The following is a 16,719-nucleotide window of genomic DNA, read 5'->3' as shown; positions in this document are numbered from 1 at the left end:
GGTGGCCGGTGGGGGTTTCAGGAGATCGCGCGCAGCCGGGGCCGCTCCGGGGCGAGCAGGCGGTCGAGGTGGGCGGCGGTGTCGTCGTCGGCGGGGAGCAGGACGAGGAGCTGCTGGGCGTCGTCGGTGAGGTCCAGGGTCTCGCGCTGGAGCCGGAGTTCGGGGCCGGACGGGTGGCGGAGGCGGAGCGGGCCCCGGCGGGGGACGAGGTGGTTGCCGATCCGGCGGGTGAACTCGGGGCCGGCGAGCGGGGCGAGTTCGGTGCTGAGCCATTCGGCGGACTCGACCGAGGGCCCGAGCCAGATGTCGAAGGCCTGTTCGTCGGCGATGTCGTCCCAGTCGGCGAACAGGGTGCGGGCGCGCGGGTCGGTGAAGACGTAGCGGGTGAGGTTCGGGGCCGGGGCGTCGAGCAGTCCGGCCGCGCCGAGGACGGCCGCGTAGCCGCTGGTGTGGGCGAGGACGTCGCCGAGGCGGTTGGTGACGGCGGCGATGCCCGGTTCGAGCAGGCGCAGGGTCTCGCGGACGGTGGGGCGCAGCTCGCGCGGGGCGGGGGCGGGTCTGGCGTGGCCGGTGCACGCGCCGCCGGTGATCTTGGTGAGGTAGCGGATGTGGTTGCGTTCGGCGGGGTCGAGACTGAGGGCGTCGGCGAGCGCGTTGACCACGGCGGTGGAGGGGTTGCGGTCGCGGCCCTGCTCCAGCCGGGTCAGGTACTCGACGCTGATTCCGGCCCGGACGGCCAGGTCGGAGCGGCGCAGGCCGGGCGAGCGGCGGCGGCCGTGGTCGGGCAGGCCCAGCGTCTCCGGCTGGATGCTGTCGCGCTTGGCGCGGATGAAGTCCCCCAGTGGTGTGCCCATGTGGCGAGCGTACGGTTGATCGTCGCGCGGAGGGTGGCCCTGCGGGGGCCAGCCTGGGCACGGCCTGGTTGCGGCCGCTCGGCGGGCGGAGAGTGGTCGCCATGGAGACGAACACGCACAAGCTGGTGATCATCCTCGGCAGCGTCCGGGAGGGCCGGTTCGGCCCGGTGGTGTCCTCGTGGGTGGCCGAGCAGGCCGCCTCCCACGGCGGCTTCGAGGTCGAGACGGTGGACCTCGCCGAGGTCGATCTGCCGCTCGAACTTCCCGCCGCCTCACCGAAGTTCGCGGGTGACGGTTATCCGCGTCCGGCCGGGATGGCGAAGCTGACCGAGGCTCTGGAGGGCGCCGACGCCTTCGTCGTCGTCACGCCGGAGTACAACCACAGCTACCCGGCCTCGCTGAAGGCCGCGATCGACTGGCACTTCACCCAGTGGACGGCCAAGCCGGTCGCCTTCGTCAGCTACGGCGGCGCGGCCGGCGGCCGGCACGCCGTGCTGCACCTGGAGAACGTGCTGACCGAGCTGCACGCGGTGACCATCCGGGACGGCCTGGCCTTCCCGAACTACTTCACCGCCTGGGCGGACGGCCGCCCGAACGACCCGCAGGCGCCCGGCTACGCCAAGGTCCTGCTCGACCAGCTGTCCTGGTGGGCGGGCGCGTTGAAGAACGCGCGGGCCGCCGCGCCGTACCCGGCATGACCGGAACGGGGAAGCGGCCGGAACGGGGAAGGAGGCGGAACGGGGAAAGGTAGCAAGGAAGGTGCCGGAGCGGGGAAGGAGCCTCAACCCGCCCTGCGCCGACGGTAGTAGTGCACGGTGAGCACGGCGAGCAGCGGTCCCCAGGCGGCCAGCGGAAGGTAGCCGGCCCAGAACACGACCGTCTGCCAGCCGTGCGTGATGATCCCGTCCTTGTCGCCCCGGATGGTCAGGCCGAGCGAGAACATCACCATCGCGTACGGGAAGACCATCAGCGCCGCCGAGCCCAGCCCGGCCGGGACCACGGCGGCGAGCACCGGGACCGGGCGGCCGCCGAGGACGGGGATCCAGCGCGGCCACACCTCGCCCCAGCGGGCGACCAGTCCGAAGCAGAGGAGCGCCAGTGCCTCGCTGACCACGCTGAGCGCGAGGATGTACGCCCAGCCGCCGTCGAACGAGGCCGGGTCCTGCTCCGGGGGCGTCGGGCCGTGGTCGAGCAGCGGCAGCCCGAGGATGAAGCCGCCGATCCGCCAGAGGCAGGAGGGCAGGACCGCCAGGGTGATCGCGTAGCCGGTCCGGACCGCCCAGCGGGGTACGCCCGGTGCCGGTGTGCCGTGCAGTCGTGCCGCGATCGTCCGTGCGCCCATGGTTCCGCCTCCGGCCCGGGCGGACGCCGTCCGTCCGCCACCGGCTCCGACCCTCCCGGAGTGCGCGGGCGGTGGCGTCCTCACCCGGGCTGAAACCGGGCGGGCCCGCTCCCCCGGGCGGGGGAGCGGGCGGTCGCCGCGGTGGGAGGCCACGGGGGCAGGAGGTCGCCGCGGTCAGGGGGCCACGGCGGTAGGAGGCCACCGCGGTGACGGGTCAGGGCAGCAACAGCCCCCAGGACAGGGCCCAGGGCAGGAAGACCACCCCGGCCAGCAGCAGGGCGCCCAGCCGGACCCGGTCGGCCGCCGGGGCGGCGGCCAGGGCGGCCCGCTCCCGCCGGGCGCCGGCCGCGGCGACGGCGGCCGACCCGAGCGCGAACAGCGCGAGCAACTGGACGGCCAGCCAGACCACCGGGCGGCCGAACAGGACCGGGCCGGGGAACATCGCGGCGGTGACCGTCAGGAAGAGCAGGTACCCGAGGGCGCCCAGGAGGGCGGCCGTCCCGGTGAGGGCGGCCCGGCGGGCGGCCCGGGGCAGGGCGGCGGGGCGCGGCCGGCGGCGCAGGCGGCGGGCGGCGCCGGTCAGCGCGTAGCCCGCGAAGCCGGTCAGGCACAGCAGGGTGGCGACGGCCTCGACCCAGGTGGACTCGTACCAGGGGAGCGGATCGAGCGCGCGGCTGCGGGTGTCCTGCTGCGGGGCCGGGTCGGCGGAGGCGGTGGGCAGGCCGGTGGCGAGCCGCTGGATCCAGGCGGACTCGGCCTCGGCGTAGTCCGCCGGGAGCCGGTCGGGCCGGTCGTAGCCGTCGTCCGCGGTGAGGTGCAGGTTGTGCCGGACGTCGGGGACGGTCCGCAGCGTGTAGTGGGTGTTGCCGCCGCGGTCGAGGGCCCGGCGGATGATCGTCGCGCTCTCCTCGGGGGCGGCCTCGCGGTCGAGGGTGCCCCACTCGGCCAGGACCGGCTGCCGGACCCGCTCCCACGCCGGCACCGGATCGTAGTCGGCCTGCGGGAAGAGTCCGGCGGCGGTGAGCTGCCGGACGGAGGTGTCCGAGAGCGCGTCGATCAGCGAGCCGTGGACGCCCGCGTGGCGCAGGTAGCCCCGGTACGCCCATGCCTGTTGGCGAGCGGGGGTGAGGCCGACCGCGCCGACGGCGACCAGGTACGTCGCCTCGGTGGAGCGGGTGGCGGCGAGCGAGGCCACCCAGGCGCCCTCGGACAGGCCCCACAGGCCGACCCGGTCCGGCGCGACCTCCGGCCGGGCGCGCAGCAGCCGGACGGCGGCCAGGGCGTCCTCGGCCAGCTGCCCGTAGTCCCGGTGGGTCATCGAGTAGCCGTCGGTGCGCTTGTCGAAGACCAGCGTGGTGACGCCGTGCCGGGCGTACGCCTCGGCGGCGGCCCGCAGTTCGGCCAGCGGGCCCGGCCCGGCCCCGGGGACCATGACCAGCCCGGGGCCGCGGGTGCCGGCCGTCGCGGCGGGGGCGGCCAGCAGCAGGCCGTGCAGGACGGTGCCGCCGGCGCCGGTGAAGTCGACCGGGCTGGCGACCGGATCGCCCGTCGCCGACGTGGCGTTCGCCGACGTGGTGTTCGCGGGCGTGGTGTTCGCGGGTGTGGCTCTCGCGGGTGTGGTGCTCCCTGCCGTGCCGCTCACGGCCGCGGCGCCCGCCGGTCCGCCGGTGAGGAGCAGCCCCGGCAGGGCCGCGAGCAAGGCGGTGAGCAGCAGCGCCGCTCCGGTGCGTGCTGGTCGGACGGGTCCGGTGCTCATCGCCGCTCTCCCCCGGTCGTTCTCCTCTTGTGGGTTCCAGCCTGGCGGGCGGCGGAGCCCGGGGCGATGGTGGTCGCACCCGGACCGGGGGTGGGGATGTCCCCCGGAAGCGTCCCTGGAACCCCTGGAACCCCGGGCACCCCGGGCAGCCGGGGCGTCGCGGAGGGCTCAGCGGACCTCGTCGGGCCCGGTGAAGTCGGGCGGTGTGTACCCGGGGCCGGTGAAGTCGGGCGGGGTGAAGGCGGCCGGGCGGGTCGTGCGGCCCCGGGGGTCGGTCAGCCCCTCGGGGCCGGGGCTGGTGAACGCGGGCGAGGTGTAGCCGGGGCTGCTGAAGTCGGGGCCCTCGTAGCCCGGGCCGTCGTGGTCGGGGCTCTCGTGGTCGGGGCTCTCGTGGTCGGGGTCGTCGTGGTCGGGCCGGGTCGCCGGGCCGGGCACCGGCGGCAGCGCGTCGAGCAGGTACGGGAGGATTCCGCGCTCGCGCAGCGCGCCGCGCCACTCGCGGTGGGCGTCGCCGAGTTCGGCGGCGAGCTCCGGGTCGGTGCCGGCCGGGGCGGTCGCGGCGCCTTCGCGCAGGGCGGTGAGCAGCAGCCCGATGACGCCGATGGCCATCGCGGCGACCCCGGCGGCGAGGGCCACCCACCCGGCCGTGACCAGGGAGCGGGCGAGGGCGGGGTTCGGACCGGAGGCGCGCAGCAGGTAGCCGATCAGCAGCAGGAACAGGGCGGCGGCCCAGGCCAGGATCGGGGTGAGCACGGTGAGGACGGGGAACAGTCCGGCGCCGCCGCCCCCGGAGCGCAGCTGGCTGAGCAGCCCGGGGGCGGCCGGTTCGCTGCCGGGCGGCGGCGGGGGCGTGCTGTGCAGGCTCTCGCGCAGCCGGGTGTAGTGGGTGTACTCGGTGGCGGCCGCGGCGTTGACGCGGTCGGCGTCGCGCAGGGCGCGGATGCGCAGCTGGTCGGTGGTGAGCGCGCCGGGTGCGCGCAGGGCGGTGAGGACGGTGCGGTCGCGCAGGGCTTCCGTGAGGAGGCGCTCGTACTCCGGGCGGTCCTCGGCGAGCAGTGGCGGGGGGTTGGACATGGGGACCCCGTTCGTGCGGACCCCGTTCGCTCCGCCCCGGGGGCGCGCGGCCCTCAGGACGCCGAAACGGGCGCGGAGGCGGGCCGCCGGACGGGCGGCCGGGTGTGGTGTGCCTCATGGTAGGGGCGGGCGCGCCCGGGCTGACAGTCGGTTTCCGGAATTTCGCGCCCCGGGACGCGCGCGTGCGACCGCCCGAGCGCCGGGAACAACTGTTCTACGGCGATGGTCGGTTGACGATCGGTCGGCAGCCGGAGGGCGATCCGGCCGGCGGCCTGCGAGCGCTCCGTGCGAGCGCTCCGGCCGAGCGCTCCGGCCGAGGGAGCGGCCGCGCGCCTCAGCCGATGGGCAGCCGGGCGACCAGCAGCCGCCCCTCCATGGTGACGCCGCCGTCCATCGCCACCGCGAGGTCGTCCGCGTACACGTACGGCCCGGGGATGTGCGGCGGCTGGCCGTCGTCGTTGTGCACCGCGCCGGTGAGGTACGGGATGGGGCTGTGCCCGTGCACGATCCGGCTGCCGCCGTAGGTGTCCAGCAGCTCGTGGACGGCCATCGGGCCGGCGTCGCCGCGGAAGGCGAACCGCTTGGTGAAGCGGCGGAAGCAGTCCCACCACTCGTCCACGCTGCCGTCGGCGAGCAGGCCGTGCACCGCGTCGTTGACGTCGGGGATGGACTCGCCGTACTCCAGGTACGCGGTGGTGTCGGAGTGCAGCAGCAGGTGGCCGTCCTCGACCGCCATGGCGGGCAGCCGGGAGAGCCAGCTGATGTGGTGCGCCTCCAGCCGGTCCAGGTCGCTCTGCTGGCCGCCGTTGAGCCGCCAGGCGGCGAGGAAGGAGGCGGTGCCGGCGGTGGACTGGACGGGCTCGTCGCCGTACTTGGCGGCGCCGAGGAAGAGCAGTTCGTGGTTGCCCATCAGGGCGCGGCAGTAGCCGCCGGCCGCGGCGGCCTCGGCGGCCAGCTGCATGACCAGGTCGATGACGCCGATGCCGTCGGGGCCGCGGTCGGTGAAGTCGCCGAGGAACCAGATCCGGGCGCGGCCGGCCGACCAGTGGCCGTCGGCGTCGATCAGGCCCTGGCCGTGCAGCGCGGCGCGCAGCTCCTCCAGGTAGCCGTGCACGTCGCCGACGACGTAGACCGGGCCGGGGGGCTCGCCGGGGCCGGGGGCCGGGTACGGGTAGGTGGGCGCGGCGGGGTCGGGCAGCGGCGGGCCGAGTTCGATGGTCGGCGGGTCGTCGCGGCCGTCGAGCCCGAGTGCGGGGGAGGGCTGGTCGGGCAGGGTGGGTTCGTAGCCGGCCTGGTCCCGGCCGTCGTAGCCGCCCGGCTCGCGCGCGTCGTAGCCGGTCCGGTCCTGGCCGTCGTAGCCGGCCTGCTCCCGGCTCTCGTAGCCGCCTTGCTCCCCGCCCGTGTAGCCCGTGCGCTCCTCGTACCCGGGGCCGTCCTCGTAGCCGCCCTGCCCCTGGTGTCCCTGGTGCTCCTGCTGTCCCTGGTGTTCCTGATGTCCCTGCTGCCCCTGGTGCGAGAAGGCCGGGGCCTGGTCCATGCCGATGCCCTGGGCGTGCACGGTGTGGCCCTGGCCGTCGGCGGGCCAGTGCTGCTCCAGGTAGCGGGCTCCGCCGTAGCCGCTGTAGGTCTCCCCGTCGTGGCCCTCCCCCTCGTAGGGTGCGGCGGGGTAGCCGGTGGCGGCGTCGGGTTCGTAATAGGTGCCGTACGGCAGCACGTCGAGGTCCGGCTGGTGGCGGGGGACCGAGTGGGGGTGCTCGGGCCCGGGGAAGCGGTCCTCGGGTGTCATTCGCCCATCATAGGAAGACCACTCTCCCGGCGTCGTCACCTGGTGGGTATCCAATCCTCCGGAGCGTCAGCCGGGCGGTCCCGCAAGGTCCGTTTTGTCCCGGCTCGGCATGGTCTCGTCAGCTGTGGCGGAGCCGCGCGGCCCGGCCTCGGGGCCGCTGCGGCGTGGTGGTCTATACCTCGCCCGGGGCCCGGGGCGGGCTGACGGTGGTGCGCGGACTCCGGCGCTGGGAGGACGCGCGGACGATCAGCTCGGTCGGCATCAGGGTGCCGGGCGGCGGCCCGGTGCCGGCGGTGCGGAACCGCGGCGGGAAGAGCCGGGCGATGTCGACGCCCGTCCCGGAGTCCACGCCCTCGATCGCGTCGATGAGCAGGTTGACCACCGTGGTGCCGATCTTGCGCGGTTTGAGCGAGAGCGTGGTGATCGGCGGCTCGGTGGTCGCGTAGACGTCGCTCTCGCTGCAGCAGACCAGCAGCAGGTCGTCCGGCACCCGCAGGCCGTAGCGGCGCGCGGCGGCCAGCAGGTCGGTGCCGTTGGGGTCGAACAGTCCGTAGACGGCGTCCGGCCGGTCGGGGCGGGCGAGCAGCCGGTCGGCGGCGACGGCGCCGGCGGCCGGGTCGTGCGCCGGGTAGGTCTCGTACACCGGCTCCTGCCCGACCTTGGCGCACCAGCCGAGGTAGGCCTCGGTGGAGAGCCGGGTGTAGGTGTCGGTGCTGGTGCCGGTGAGCAGGCCGATCCGGCGGGCGCCGGCCTCGGACAGGTGGTCGAGGATGCCGAGCACGGCGGCCTCGTGGTCGTTGTCGACCCAGGCGGTGACCGGGCAGTTGCCGGGCTTGCCGTCGCTGACCACCGGCACGCCGGACCGGTACAGCTCGCTCACCAGGGGGTCCTGGTCGGGCGGGTCGATCACCACGGTGCCGTCCAGGGCGATGTTGCCCCAGACGTCGTGGCGGGAGGAGGCGGGCAGCACCACCAGCGCGTAGCCGCGGCCCAGGGCGGCGCTGGTGGCGGCCCGGGCCATCTCGGCGAAGTACGCGAACTCGGTGAAGGTGAACGGCTCTTCACCGTAGGTCGTGACGGTCAGGCCGATCAGGCCGGACCGTCCCGTGCGCAGGGTGCGGGCGGCCGCGGAGGGGCGGTAGCCGAGGCGCTCGGCTACCTCGCGCACCCGGCTGCGGGTCTCGTCGGGCAGGCGGCCCTTTCCGTTCAGCGCATCGGAGACAGTGGTGATCGACACTCCGGCGGCTGCTGCCACATCCCGGATGCCGGCCCGCTCCAGACGCCGTGAGGTGGTGGGACGCCGACCGCTCTGGTTGGCTGCTGCTGTCATGGCGGACCGATCGTATGGCTCCTGACAAGGGTCTGTGACCGGCGCATCGGAAGCCCCCGGAGATACGTTTCTCCAAGAGTGAGCCGGGGTGCGCCCCTTCGATACCCGCCTGAAACCAGGCCTCTTACCTCTGACATGTGCCAAAGGAACCGGGCAGAATGGCTGATCTGCGCCTGTAACCCGACCGGGCATCTCACTCCTACGGGTGAGGGCGGTCGGTATCGTGCAAAGCACCCGACCGGGGAGTCCGGGCGCGTCACGAGGTCCGGGCACGGAGGCGACCCCGTCCGTGGCGGGCGAGCGCACCGGAGAGTTCCGCAACTGGAAACGGAGTACGACCGTGAGCAGTGGTACGTCAGCGCAGGGCCCGCGGCTGCGGCCGACCCTCGACGGCATCCCCACGTACAAGCCCGGCAAGCCGGCCGGCGCCGACGCCTACAAGCTGTCCTCGAACGAGAACCCCTACGAGCCGCTGCCCGGTGTCCTGGAGACCGCGGTCAAGGCGGCCGGTTCGCTCAACCGCTACCCCGACATGGGGGTCACCGAGCTGACCTCGGTGCTGGCCGAGCGCTTCGGGGTGCCCGCCGAGCACATCGCCACCGGCACCGGCTCGGTCGGCATCGCCCAGTCGCTGGTGCTCGCCACGGCCGGCCCGGGCGACGAGGTGGTCTTCGCCTGGCGCTCCTTCGAGGCGTACCCGATCGTCGCCACGGTCTCCGGGGCGACGCCCGTCCCGGTGCCGCTCAAGGCGAACGGCGACCACGACCTGGACGCGATGCTCGCCGCGGTCACTCCGAACACCCGGCTGATCTTCGTCTGCAACCCCAACAACCCCACCGGCAACGTGATCCACCGCGCCGAGCTGGAGCGCTTCCTGGACGCCGTCCCCGGCGACGTCCTGGTCGTGGTGGACGAGGCCTACATCGAGTTCATCCGCGACCCCGAGGTGCCCAACGGCATCGACCTCTACCGGGACCGCCCGAACGTGTGCGTCCTGCGCACCTTCTCCAAGGCGTACGGCCTGGCGGGCCTGCGGGTCGGCTTCGCCATCGCGCACGAGCCGGTGGCGGCCGCGCTGCGCAAGGTCGCCACCCCCTTCGGCGTGAGCCGGATCGCCCAGGACGCCGCCATCGCCTCGCTGCGCGCCGAGGAGGCGCTGCTGGAGCGGGTCGAGGCGCTGGTCGAGGAGCGCACCCGGGTGGTGGCCGGACTGCGCGCCCAGGGCTGGGAGATCCCGGACTCGCAGGCCAACTTCGTCTGGCTCTGGCTCGGCGAGCGTTCGCCGGAGTTCGCCGCCGCGTGCGCCGAGGCCGGCGTGATCGTGCGGCCGTTCCCGGAGGGCGTGCGGGTGTCGATCGGCGAGGCCGAGGGCAACTCGATCTTCCTGTCGGTGGCGGAGGCCTTCCGCAAGTCGCTCTGACGTCCTGTCGGTGATCGCAGGGGCGTGCCGGTTCTCCGGTGCGCCCCTGCGGCGTTCCGCGCCCTTGGGGTGCCCCGTGCCCTCGGCGTGTCCCGGGCCGTGCGGCGTTCCGCGTCGGTGGCCGCGTTCCGCACGGCTGCCGCAGGCCCGGCCCGACTCCGTGAGAACGCCCTCAGAACGTCCTGCCGGATGCCTGGAGGTCGCTGGGAGCCCGCTGGGAGTTCCGCCAACGGCCGCCCACGGGGCGGCCAAGGCGCCCGCACGGGAGGGACGCTCTGTCCGCAATGCCCGGATCCGGCCGGTCAGGCTTCTCCCAGCCGGCGTCCAGGACGCCGCAAGAGGGCCCCGGGAAGCTGTCCCGCATGAAGGTGCTCCCACGGCGGCGAGGCGCCGTCCTCGTCAATTCCGCGCTCGGCGTGGCCCTGCTGGGCGGTGCCGCCCTGGTGTACGCCACGGTCAGCGGCAGTTCCGGCCCGGCTTCCGCGAAGCCCGTGGCCCGCACCGCGACGGTGTCCAAGGGCACCGTCCTGGCCACCGTGTCCGGATCCGGCACCCTGGTCTCACCGACCGACGCGGCCCAGGACTTCACCACCGGTGGCAGGCTCACCGCGGTCGAGGTCGCGGTCGGGGACGCCGTGAAGAAGGGCCAGGTGCTCGCCACCGTCGACACCACGGCGGCCCAGCAGCAGGTGGACGCGGCCCGGTCCGCGCTCACCACGGCCCAGGCCAACCTCACCAAGGCCCAGGCCGGGGTCACCACCACGACCACCGAGCAACTGCCGGGCGCCACCTCCGCCGCCTCTCCGGGCGCCGGGGCCGGCAGCGGTGGCCACGGGGCGGGCGGGAGCAGTACGCCCGCCCCGCAGACCACCACCATCACCACCACCAAGGTCGACGACGCGGCCGTGGCCCAGGCCCAGCAGCAGGTCGCCACCGCGCAGACCAACCTCGCCAACGCCCAGGCGGCGCTGACCGGCACCACCCTGACCGCCTCGGTGGACGGCACGGTCGCCTCGGTCTCCGGCAAGGTCGGCGACACCGTCGGGGCCACCGGCTCCGGCTCCTCGTCCTCCTCCACCAAGTCCACGGGCGGCGGCGCGAGTTCGACGTCCGCTCCGAGCGGCTTCATCGTGCTCACCAACCCGGCCGGGATGCAGGTCACCGCGAACTTCTCCGAGCTCGACTCGCTCAAGCTGAAGAAGGGCGAGGCGGCCACCGTCACCCTGAACGCCCAGTCCGACACCAAGCTCAACGCGACCGTCCTGTCGGTCAGTTCGCTGCCCACCGGCAGCGGCTCCGGCGGCGCGGCCGGCTCCGCGGCCGTCCAGTACGCGGCCACGCTCCAGATCACCGGCGACACCAGCACGCTGCGCACCGGCCTGAGCGCCACCGTCCAGGTGATCACCGGCGAGGCCGACAACGCGCTCTCGCTGCCCACCTCCGCCCTGTCCGGCACCGGAACGTCGCGCACCGCGACCCTGGTGCAGCCGGACGGCGCCTCCGAGCGGGTCACCGTCGGCGTCGGGGTCGAGGGCGACAGCACCGTGCAGGTGGTCTCCGGGCTGAAGGAGGGCGACAAGGTCGAACTCCCCACCACCAGCGGCGGCAACGGCTTCCCGAACGCCTCCTTCCCGGGCCTCGGCGGCAACCGGGGCGGGGCCGGCGGAGCCGCGGGCGGCGGGGTCTTCCCGGGCGGTGGCGCCGGCGGCGGGGCCGGTCGCGGCGGCAAGGGCTGAGACCGATCATGCGTCACGTCATCGACAAGCGCGTCCCCGCGCATCCCGTCCCGGTGATCCGGATCCGCCGGCTCACCAAGGCGTACGGGCACGGCGACGCCACCGTGCACGCGCTGCGCGGCCCCGCCGACCCGCAGACCGGCGAGCCGCAGGGCGTCGACCTGGACATCGAGCAGGGCGACTTCGTCGCCGTGATGGGCAGCTCCGGCTCCGGCAAGTCCACCCTGATGAACATCCTCGGCTGCCTGGACGTCCCGACCGCCGGCCGCTACCTGCTGGACGGCACCGACGTCGGACACCTCGACGAGCAGCAGCTCGCACTGGTGCGCAACCGCAAGATCGGCTTCGTCTTCCAGTCCTTCAACCTGGTGCCCCGCACCACCGCCCTCGCCCAGGTCGAGCTGCCGCTCGCCTACGCGGGCGTCCGCACCGCCGAACGGCGCCGCCGGGCGATGGCCGCGCTGTCGCTGGTCGGGCTCGCCGAGCGGGCCGGGCACAAGCCCAACGAGCTCTCCGGCGGCCAGCAGCAGCGCGTCGCGGTGGCGCGGGCGCTGGTGACGGCGCCCGCGATGCTGCTCGCCGACGAGCCGACCGGCAACCTCGACAGCCGCTCGACGGAGGAGGTGCTCGCCCTGATCGACGGGCTCAACGCCACCGGCCGCACGGTCGTGTTGATCACCCACGAGGACGAGGTCGCCCGGCACGCCAAGCGGGTGCTGCGGCTGGTCGACGGGCAGATCGTGAGCGACCTGAGGCAGGCGCCCGTGGAGGGGCCGCCGCCCTTCCTGGACGCGGCGTTCGCGCAGGCCGCGGTCGCGGAGGTGTCGGCGTGATCCTCTGGCAGACGCTCCGCTTCGCGGTCGGCGGCCTGGCCGCCAACAAGGTGCGCTCGGCGCTCACCATGCTCGGGGTGCTGATCGGCGTGGCCTCGGTGATCCTGCTGCTGGCGGTCGGCAACGGCTCGTCCGTGGCGGTCAAGGACTCGATCACCTCGCTCGGCACCAACTCGCTGACGGTCAGCTCCGGTTCGGCGAACGGCGGCTCCCGGGCCACCTCCGCGGTCAAGAAGCTCACGGTCGCCGACGCCAGGGCGCTGGCGAGCGACGGCGACTCGGGCGCCATCAAGTCGGTCGCCCCGGTGGTCACCACCAGCGGGACGGCGCTGTACGGGAACATCTCGTACAGCCCCGGCTCGATCGTCGGCACCTACCCGTCGTACTTCGAGACCGCCAACCAGAAGGTCGCCCACGGCGAGTACTTCACCGACGACGACGTGCTCGCCTCGCGCAAGGTCGCGGTGCTCGGCGCGACGACCGCCAAGCAGCTGTTCGACACCGAGAACCCGGTCGGCAGGTCCGTCGTCCTCGGCGGCACGCCGTTCACCGTGGTCGGCGTGCTCCAGGCCAAGGGCGGCAGCGGCTTCACCGACCCGGACGACGTGGTCGTCGCCCCGCTCCCGACGGTGCAGAACGCCTTCACCGGCTTCGGCCCGGTCAACCAGATCCTGGTGCAAGCCTCGAACGCCGACAGCACCACGGCGGCCCAGTCCGAGATCACCCGGGTACTGCTCGGCACGCACGCCATCGCCGACCCCGCCAAGGCGGACTTCCGGATCACCAGCCAGGCCTCGCTGCTCACGGCGCGGGAGAGCACCACCAAGACCTTCACCGTGCTGCTCGGCGCGGTGGCGGCGATCTCGCTGCTGGTCGGCGGGATCGGCATCACCAACATCATGCTGGTGACGGTCACCGAGCGGACGCGCGAGATCGGCATCCGCAAGGCGCTCGGCGCGCCACGCGCGGTCATCCTCGGGCAGTTCCTCACCGAGTCGACGCTGCTGTCGGTGATCGGCGCGGGGTTGGGCGTGGCGGCCGGGATCGCCGGCTCGCACTTCAGCATCGTCGGCATCAAGCCGGTGGTGATCCCCGAATCGGTGCTCGGCGCGTTCGCCATCGCCGTCGCCATCGGGCTGTTCTTCGGCAGCTACCCCGCCAACCGGGCCGCGTCGCTGCGGCCGATCGACGCCCTCCGGCACGAGTAGGACTCCACTGTCATGAGCAAAGAGATCGCCACGGTCAGCCCGGACACCGGCACTCCCGCCGAGCAGCTCGCCCTGCTCGCCACCCCGCCGGACGCCCGCGACGTGAGCGCCGAACTGGCCGCGCCGCCCCGGCGGAAGCTGCCCTGGCTCAGCCTGCTGCTGGCGGGCGGCGTGATCGCCACCGGGGCCTTCGCGGGCGGGGTCTGGTACCAGCAGAACAACGGGACTCCGGGCGGCGGGAAGTCCTCCGCCCGGCCGGCCGCCGCCGCGGCGGCTCCGGGAGGCGGCTCCGGGCAGGGGCAGAACGGCTCCCGGCGTGGCGGGCAGGGGCAGGGCGCCGGGCAAGGGGCGGGCCAAGGGGCAGGCCAGGGCGGTCAGGGCAAGGGCGGGCAGGCCGGCTTCGCCCGGGGCACGGTCAAGGCCGTCGACGGCAACACGGTGTACCTGACCGACACCAACGGCAACACCATCAAGGTCACCACCGGCGACGCGACGAAGGTCCAGCTCAACAAGGAGGGCAAGGTCGGAGACCTGCAGCCCGGCCAGAGCGTGACCGTCGTCGGCACCCCCGACGCCAACGGTGGCTACACGGCCAGCCAGCTCGTCGAAGGCGCCGCCGGAGCGGGCGGCTTCGGCGGTAGCGGTAGCGGTGGTGGCGGTGGCGGCTTCGGCGGTGGTGCCGGGGCCGGTGGCGGTGCTCCCAGGAACCCGTCCGGCGGCTGACCCGGAGCCGACGGACGACCGCGAGGCCCTCGCCCCTTCGGTGGGCGGGGGCCTTCGCATGTGCTCAGCGCGGTTCGAGGCGCCTCACCGGTTCCACACCGATTCCCGGTCCAGGTCCCGGAGCAGGTGGAGGAGGTTGAGGAGAGTGCTGACGGGCGCGTTGCCGAAGTCCACCAGGAGACGCCCGTCGAGGATGGTCTCGCCGGCCGAGGCCGAACCCCAGAGCAGCCCGTACGGGAGACCGCGCCGGTGCAACTCCCCGAGCAGCACGGTGATGTGTGCGGCGGTGAAGTCCCGCATCCGGGGGTCGTCCGGCGCGACCGGTTCGCGGGTCACGCGACGGAGTCCAGCTCGTACCAGACCGTCTTGCCGCGCTTCTGGGGGTCGACGCCCCAGCGGTGGGTGAGCCCGGACACGAGCCGGAGGCTCCGGCCGGTCTCGGCGAGGAGGGGGAGGTCCTTCCCGTGGGGGAGGGTGGTGCTCTCGTCCGCGACGCAGACCCGGAGGGTGCGGTCGTCAAGGGAGAAGTAGACGACGGGCGAGGCGGTGTGAGCGTGCCGCCACGCGTTGACGATGAGTTCGCCGAGGGCGAGTTCGGCGTTGAAGATGGTCTCGGTGTCCCAGGCGGCGCGGGTCAGGACGTCCCGCAGGGCCTGCCGGGTGAGGGTGAGGGAGGGGGTGTTCAGGGTGCACACAGGAACCTCCGAGAGGCATGAGTGTGGAGGGGGAAGCCGTGAGCCAGGCCAGGGGGTGGTTGCTCTTCGGCGGGCGGGCAGCAGGCGCCTACTGCGCTGAACCAAAGCGTGTCTGACGATCCATCGGATCGTTCTGAGGATGACGATAGCGCGCATCGCCACAGATTTGTGGCGATCCGCGAGAAGTTCCCCCGAACGGGGCTGGCAGACTGGTCCCATGGCCCTTCGATCGAACCCAACACTCCGCCAGTTGAGGTTGGGTGCCGAACTTCGCAGGATGCGGGAACAGGCCGGCCTCGGCGGCAGCCAACTCGCCCGCGCACTGGGCATCAATCCCGCCCACGTGACCCAGATGGAGAGCGGCAGGACCGGTATCAGCGTCGAACGCCTGCGCACGATCGCCGCGTTGTGCATGTGCGTCAACGAGCCCTTGATCGACGCGCTGGCGGACATCATCACGGACCGGGACAAGGGCGGTTGGTGGGAGGAGTACCGCGGAAACCTCTCGCCCGACTTTCTTGAGGTTGCAGAGATCGAGGGGCGGGCGAGAGGGCTCTCTACCTACACGATGGCCTTCATCCCGGGCTTGCTCCAGACCAACGCCTATGCATCGGCCGTCTTCGCGCGAAACTTCCCGCCTCTCCCGTGCCACGAGGTCGATCTGCGGACATCCTTTCGGATGCAGCGGCAGAGGGTCGTTCGATCCGGCGAAACGCCGTACTTGGCATACATCCATGAGGCAGCGCTGCGTATGCAGTTCAGTGGACCAAAGGTTCAAGCCGAGCAGCTCGGAAGTCTCATCGAGGCTTCCGAGCTGCCGACCATCTCTGTTCGAGTTGTGCTGTTCGAGGTCGACACGCTGCCGCTCACGCACGAGAACTTCACCTATGCCGAAGGGCCGATTCCTGAGCTCGACACAGCGCAGATGGACTCGGGGCTCGGCAACGTGCTCTTTGACGCGCCAGCCCACATGACCCGGTTCCGCACCCTGCTCGCTCGGATCGACTCGGCGGCCCTCTCGGAAGGTGAATCCCGGGAGTTCATTCGATCCATCAAGAAGGATATGGAAAGCAAGTATGCCTAACTCTCCGTGGCAGAAGTCCAGTTACTCTGGCGCGAACTCCGAATGCGTAGAGGTGCGGGCCATCGCTGGTGTGATCGAACTCCGCGAGTCCGACGAGGGCGACGTCATCGTCCGCACCACTGCCCCCAACTTCGCGGCCCTCCTCCAGGGCGCGAAGGCGGGCGAGTTCGACCGCCTGGCCACCTCCCGCGCCTAGCGAACCGTTCCGGCGGCCCCTTGCTCCTCCGCAAGGGGCCGCCGGAAAATCGATGGCCGGTTCGGCGGCACCCGATGAAGATCGCTGGATGCATCCCTTCCTGCAGACCGAGCGTCTCCTCCTGCGGCCGTTCACCGAGGCCGACGTCGACGACCTCTTCGCGCTGGACAACGATCCCGAGGTCATGCGCTTCATCAACGGCGGCAAGCCGGCGGACCGCGAGGCGATCCGTACGCGGACCCTGCCCCGCCTCCTCCACGTCCACCCGTGTTCGGGCACCCGGGGCTTCTGGGCGGCCCAGGAGAAGACCACCGGCACGTTTCTGGGCTGGTTCGAGCTCCGTCCGCTCGACGACCACGATCCGGCCGTGGTCGAACTCGGCTACCGACTGAACCGGTCGGCCTGGGGCAGGGGTTGTGCCACGGAGGGTTCGCTGGCCCTGATCGACAAGGGGTTCGCCGACCTCGGGGTGGAGCGGGTCACCGCGAACACCATGGCGGTGAACACGGGGTCCCGGCGGGTGATGGAGAAGTCGGGACTGTCGTTCCTCCGCAGCTATTTCGGGGACTGGCCGGAGTCGATCCCGGGGTCCGAGCACGGCGAAGTCGAGTACGAGCTCCTCAAGGAGACCTGGGAAGCGCGGGAAGTCGGCCGTACCGACTTCCCGCGCACGTAGCGGTAG

The 16,719-nt window shown here is 73.1% G+C and carries 17 protein-coding genes; 9 read left to right on the top strand and 8 right to left on the bottom strand.

Translation table 11 applies throughout. The features are described 5' to 3' along the window. Positions 1 to 17 precede the first annotated feature (17 nt). Positions 18 to 854 carry a helix-turn-helix domain-containing protein gene (locus ACFVHV_RS26145; protein WP_380353929.1) on the bottom strand — a complete coding sequence of 279 codons (837 nt, stop codon included), beginning with the start codon at positions 852 to 854 and terminating at the stop codon, positions 18 to 20. Between the two features lie 101 nt (positions 855 to 955). Here ACFVHV_RS26145 and ACFVHV_RS26140 point away from each other — a divergent pair, with 101 nt between their 5' ends. Continuing rightward, positions 956 to 1,552, top strand: a complete 597-nt coding sequence (locus ACFVHV_RS26140) for an NAD(P)H-dependent oxidoreductase (protein WP_359905145.1) — start codon at positions 956 to 958, stop codon at positions 1,550 to 1,552. Between the two features lie 83 nt (positions 1,553 to 1,635). On the opposite strand, the gene ACFVHV_RS26135 is transcribed toward ACFVHV_RS26140, so the two are convergent. The 5 genes from ACFVHV_RS26135 to ACFVHV_RS26115 form a co-directional block, all read right to left on the bottom strand. Further along, a complete protein-coding gene (locus ACFVHV_RS26135) occupies positions 1,636 to 2,196 on the bottom strand; it encodes a hypothetical protein (protein WP_359905142.1) in 561 nt (186 codons plus the stop codon). 214 nt (positions 2,197 to 2,410) lie between these two features. Beyond that, positions 2,411 to 3,952, bottom strand: a complete 1,542-nt coding sequence (locus ACFVHV_RS26130) for an alpha/beta hydrolase family protein (protein WP_380353925.1) — start codon at positions 3,950 to 3,952, stop codon at positions 2,411 to 2,413. 168 nt (positions 3,953 to 4,120) lie between these two features. Further along, positions 4,121 to 5,026: a hypothetical protein gene (locus ACFVHV_RS26125; RefSeq protein ID WP_380353922.1), complete on the bottom strand. Its 906-nt coding sequence runs from the start codon at positions 5,024 to 5,026 to the stop codon at positions 4,121 to 4,123. Positions 5,027 to 5,360: 334 nt separating this feature from the next. Beyond that, positions 5,361 to 6,812 (bottom strand): metallophosphoesterase, encoded by a 1,452-nt coding sequence (locus ACFVHV_RS26120; RefSeq protein WP_380353920.1) that lies wholly within the window; start codon positions 6,810 to 6,812, stop codon positions 5,361 to 5,363. A gap of 172 nt (positions 6,813 to 6,984) precedes the next feature. Then, complete coding sequence (locus ACFVHV_RS26115) at positions 6,985 to 8,142, bottom strand: LacI family DNA-binding transcriptional regulator (protein ID WP_359905133.1); 1,158 nt, start codon at positions 8,140 to 8,142, stop codon at positions 6,985 to 6,987. A 340-nt stretch (positions 8,143 to 8,482) separates the two neighbouring features. On the opposite strand from ACFVHV_RS26115, the gene hisC reads away from it, so the two are divergent. The 5 genes from hisC to ACFVHV_RS26090 all read left to right on the top strand — a co-directional run bounded on the left by hisC (position 8,483) and on the right by ACFVHV_RS26090 (position 14,062). After that, positions 8,483 to 9,562, top strand: coding sequence for a histidinol-phosphate transaminase (hisC, locus tag ACFVHV_RS26110; RefSeq protein ID WP_359905131.1), 1,080 nt, complete (start codon positions 8,483 to 8,485; stop codon positions 9,560 to 9,562). 362 nt (positions 9,563 to 9,924) lie between these two features. Next, positions 9,925 to 11,298 (top strand): efflux RND transporter periplasmic adaptor subunit, encoded by a 1,374-nt coding sequence (locus ACFVHV_RS26105; protein WP_380353917.1) that lies wholly within the window; start codon positions 9,925 to 9,927, stop codon positions 11,296 to 11,298. A gap of 8 nt (positions 11,299 to 11,306) precedes the next feature. Further along, positions 11,307 to 12,131 carry an ABC transporter ATP-binding protein gene (locus ACFVHV_RS26100; RefSeq protein WP_359905125.1) on the top strand — a complete coding sequence of 275 codons (825 nt, stop codon included), beginning with the start codon at positions 11,307 to 11,309 and terminating at the stop codon, positions 12,129 to 12,131. Next, a complete protein-coding gene (locus ACFVHV_RS26095) occupies positions 12,128 to 13,339 on the top strand; it encodes an ABC transporter permease (RefSeq protein WP_380353914.1) in 1,212 nt (403 codons plus the stop codon). The genes ACFVHV_RS26100 and ACFVHV_RS26095 overlap by 4 nt, the downstream gene beginning before the upstream one ends. A 12-nt stretch (positions 13,340 to 13,351) precedes the next feature. Next, positions 13,352 to 14,062, top strand: coding sequence for a DUF5666 domain-containing protein (locus ACFVHV_RS26090; RefSeq protein WP_380353911.1), 711 nt, complete (start codon positions 13,352 to 13,354; stop codon positions 14,060 to 14,062). A gap of 84 nt (positions 14,063 to 14,146) precedes the next feature. Here ACFVHV_RS26090 and ACFVHV_RS26085 read toward each other — a convergent pair whose 3' ends face one another. Next, positions 14,147 to 14,398 carry a hypothetical protein gene (locus ACFVHV_RS26085; RefSeq protein WP_380353909.1) on the bottom strand — a complete coding sequence of 84 codons (252 nt, stop codon included), beginning with the start codon at positions 14,396 to 14,398 and terminating at the stop codon, positions 14,147 to 14,149. Continuing rightward, positions 14,395 to 14,757, bottom strand: coding sequence for an ATP-binding protein (locus ACFVHV_RS26080; protein ID WP_380353907.1), 363 nt, complete (start codon positions 14,755 to 14,757; stop codon positions 14,395 to 14,397). Before ACFVHV_RS26080 ends, ACFVHV_RS26085 begins: the two co-directional genes overlap by 4 nt. 217 nt (positions 14,758 to 14,974) lie before the next feature. On the opposite strand from ACFVHV_RS26080, the gene ACFVHV_RS26075 reads away from it, so the two are divergent. The 3 genes from ACFVHV_RS26075 (at position 14,975) to ACFVHV_RS26065 (ending at position 16,713) form a co-directional block, all read left to right on the top strand. Continuing rightward, complete coding sequence (locus tag ACFVHV_RS26075; RefSeq protein WP_380353905.1) at positions 14,975 to 15,841, top strand: helix-turn-helix domain-containing protein; 867 nt, start codon at positions 14,975 to 14,977, stop codon at positions 15,839 to 15,841. Next, positions 15,834 to 16,037, top strand: a complete 204-nt coding sequence (locus ACFVHV_RS26070; protein WP_359905113.1) for a DUF397 domain-containing protein — start codon at positions 15,834 to 15,836, stop codon at positions 16,035 to 16,037. The genes ACFVHV_RS26075 and ACFVHV_RS26070 overlap by 8 nt, the downstream gene beginning before the upstream one ends. 88 nt (positions 16,038 to 16,125) lie before the next feature. Beyond that, positions 16,126 to 16,713: a GNAT family N-acetyltransferase gene (locus ACFVHV_RS26065; protein ID WP_380353902.1), complete on the top strand. Its 588-nt coding sequence runs from the start codon at positions 16,126 to 16,128 to the stop codon at positions 16,711 to 16,713. Positions 16,714 to 16,719 lie beyond the last annotated feature (6 nt).

This window comes from Kitasatospora sp. NPDC127116, from assembly GCF_042677365.1.
Lineage (GTDB): Bacteria > Actinomycetota > Actinomycetes > Streptomycetales > Streptomycetaceae > Kitasatospora > Kitasatospora lactacystinica.
This window is presented reverse-complemented; position numbering and strand designations above follow the sequence as displayed.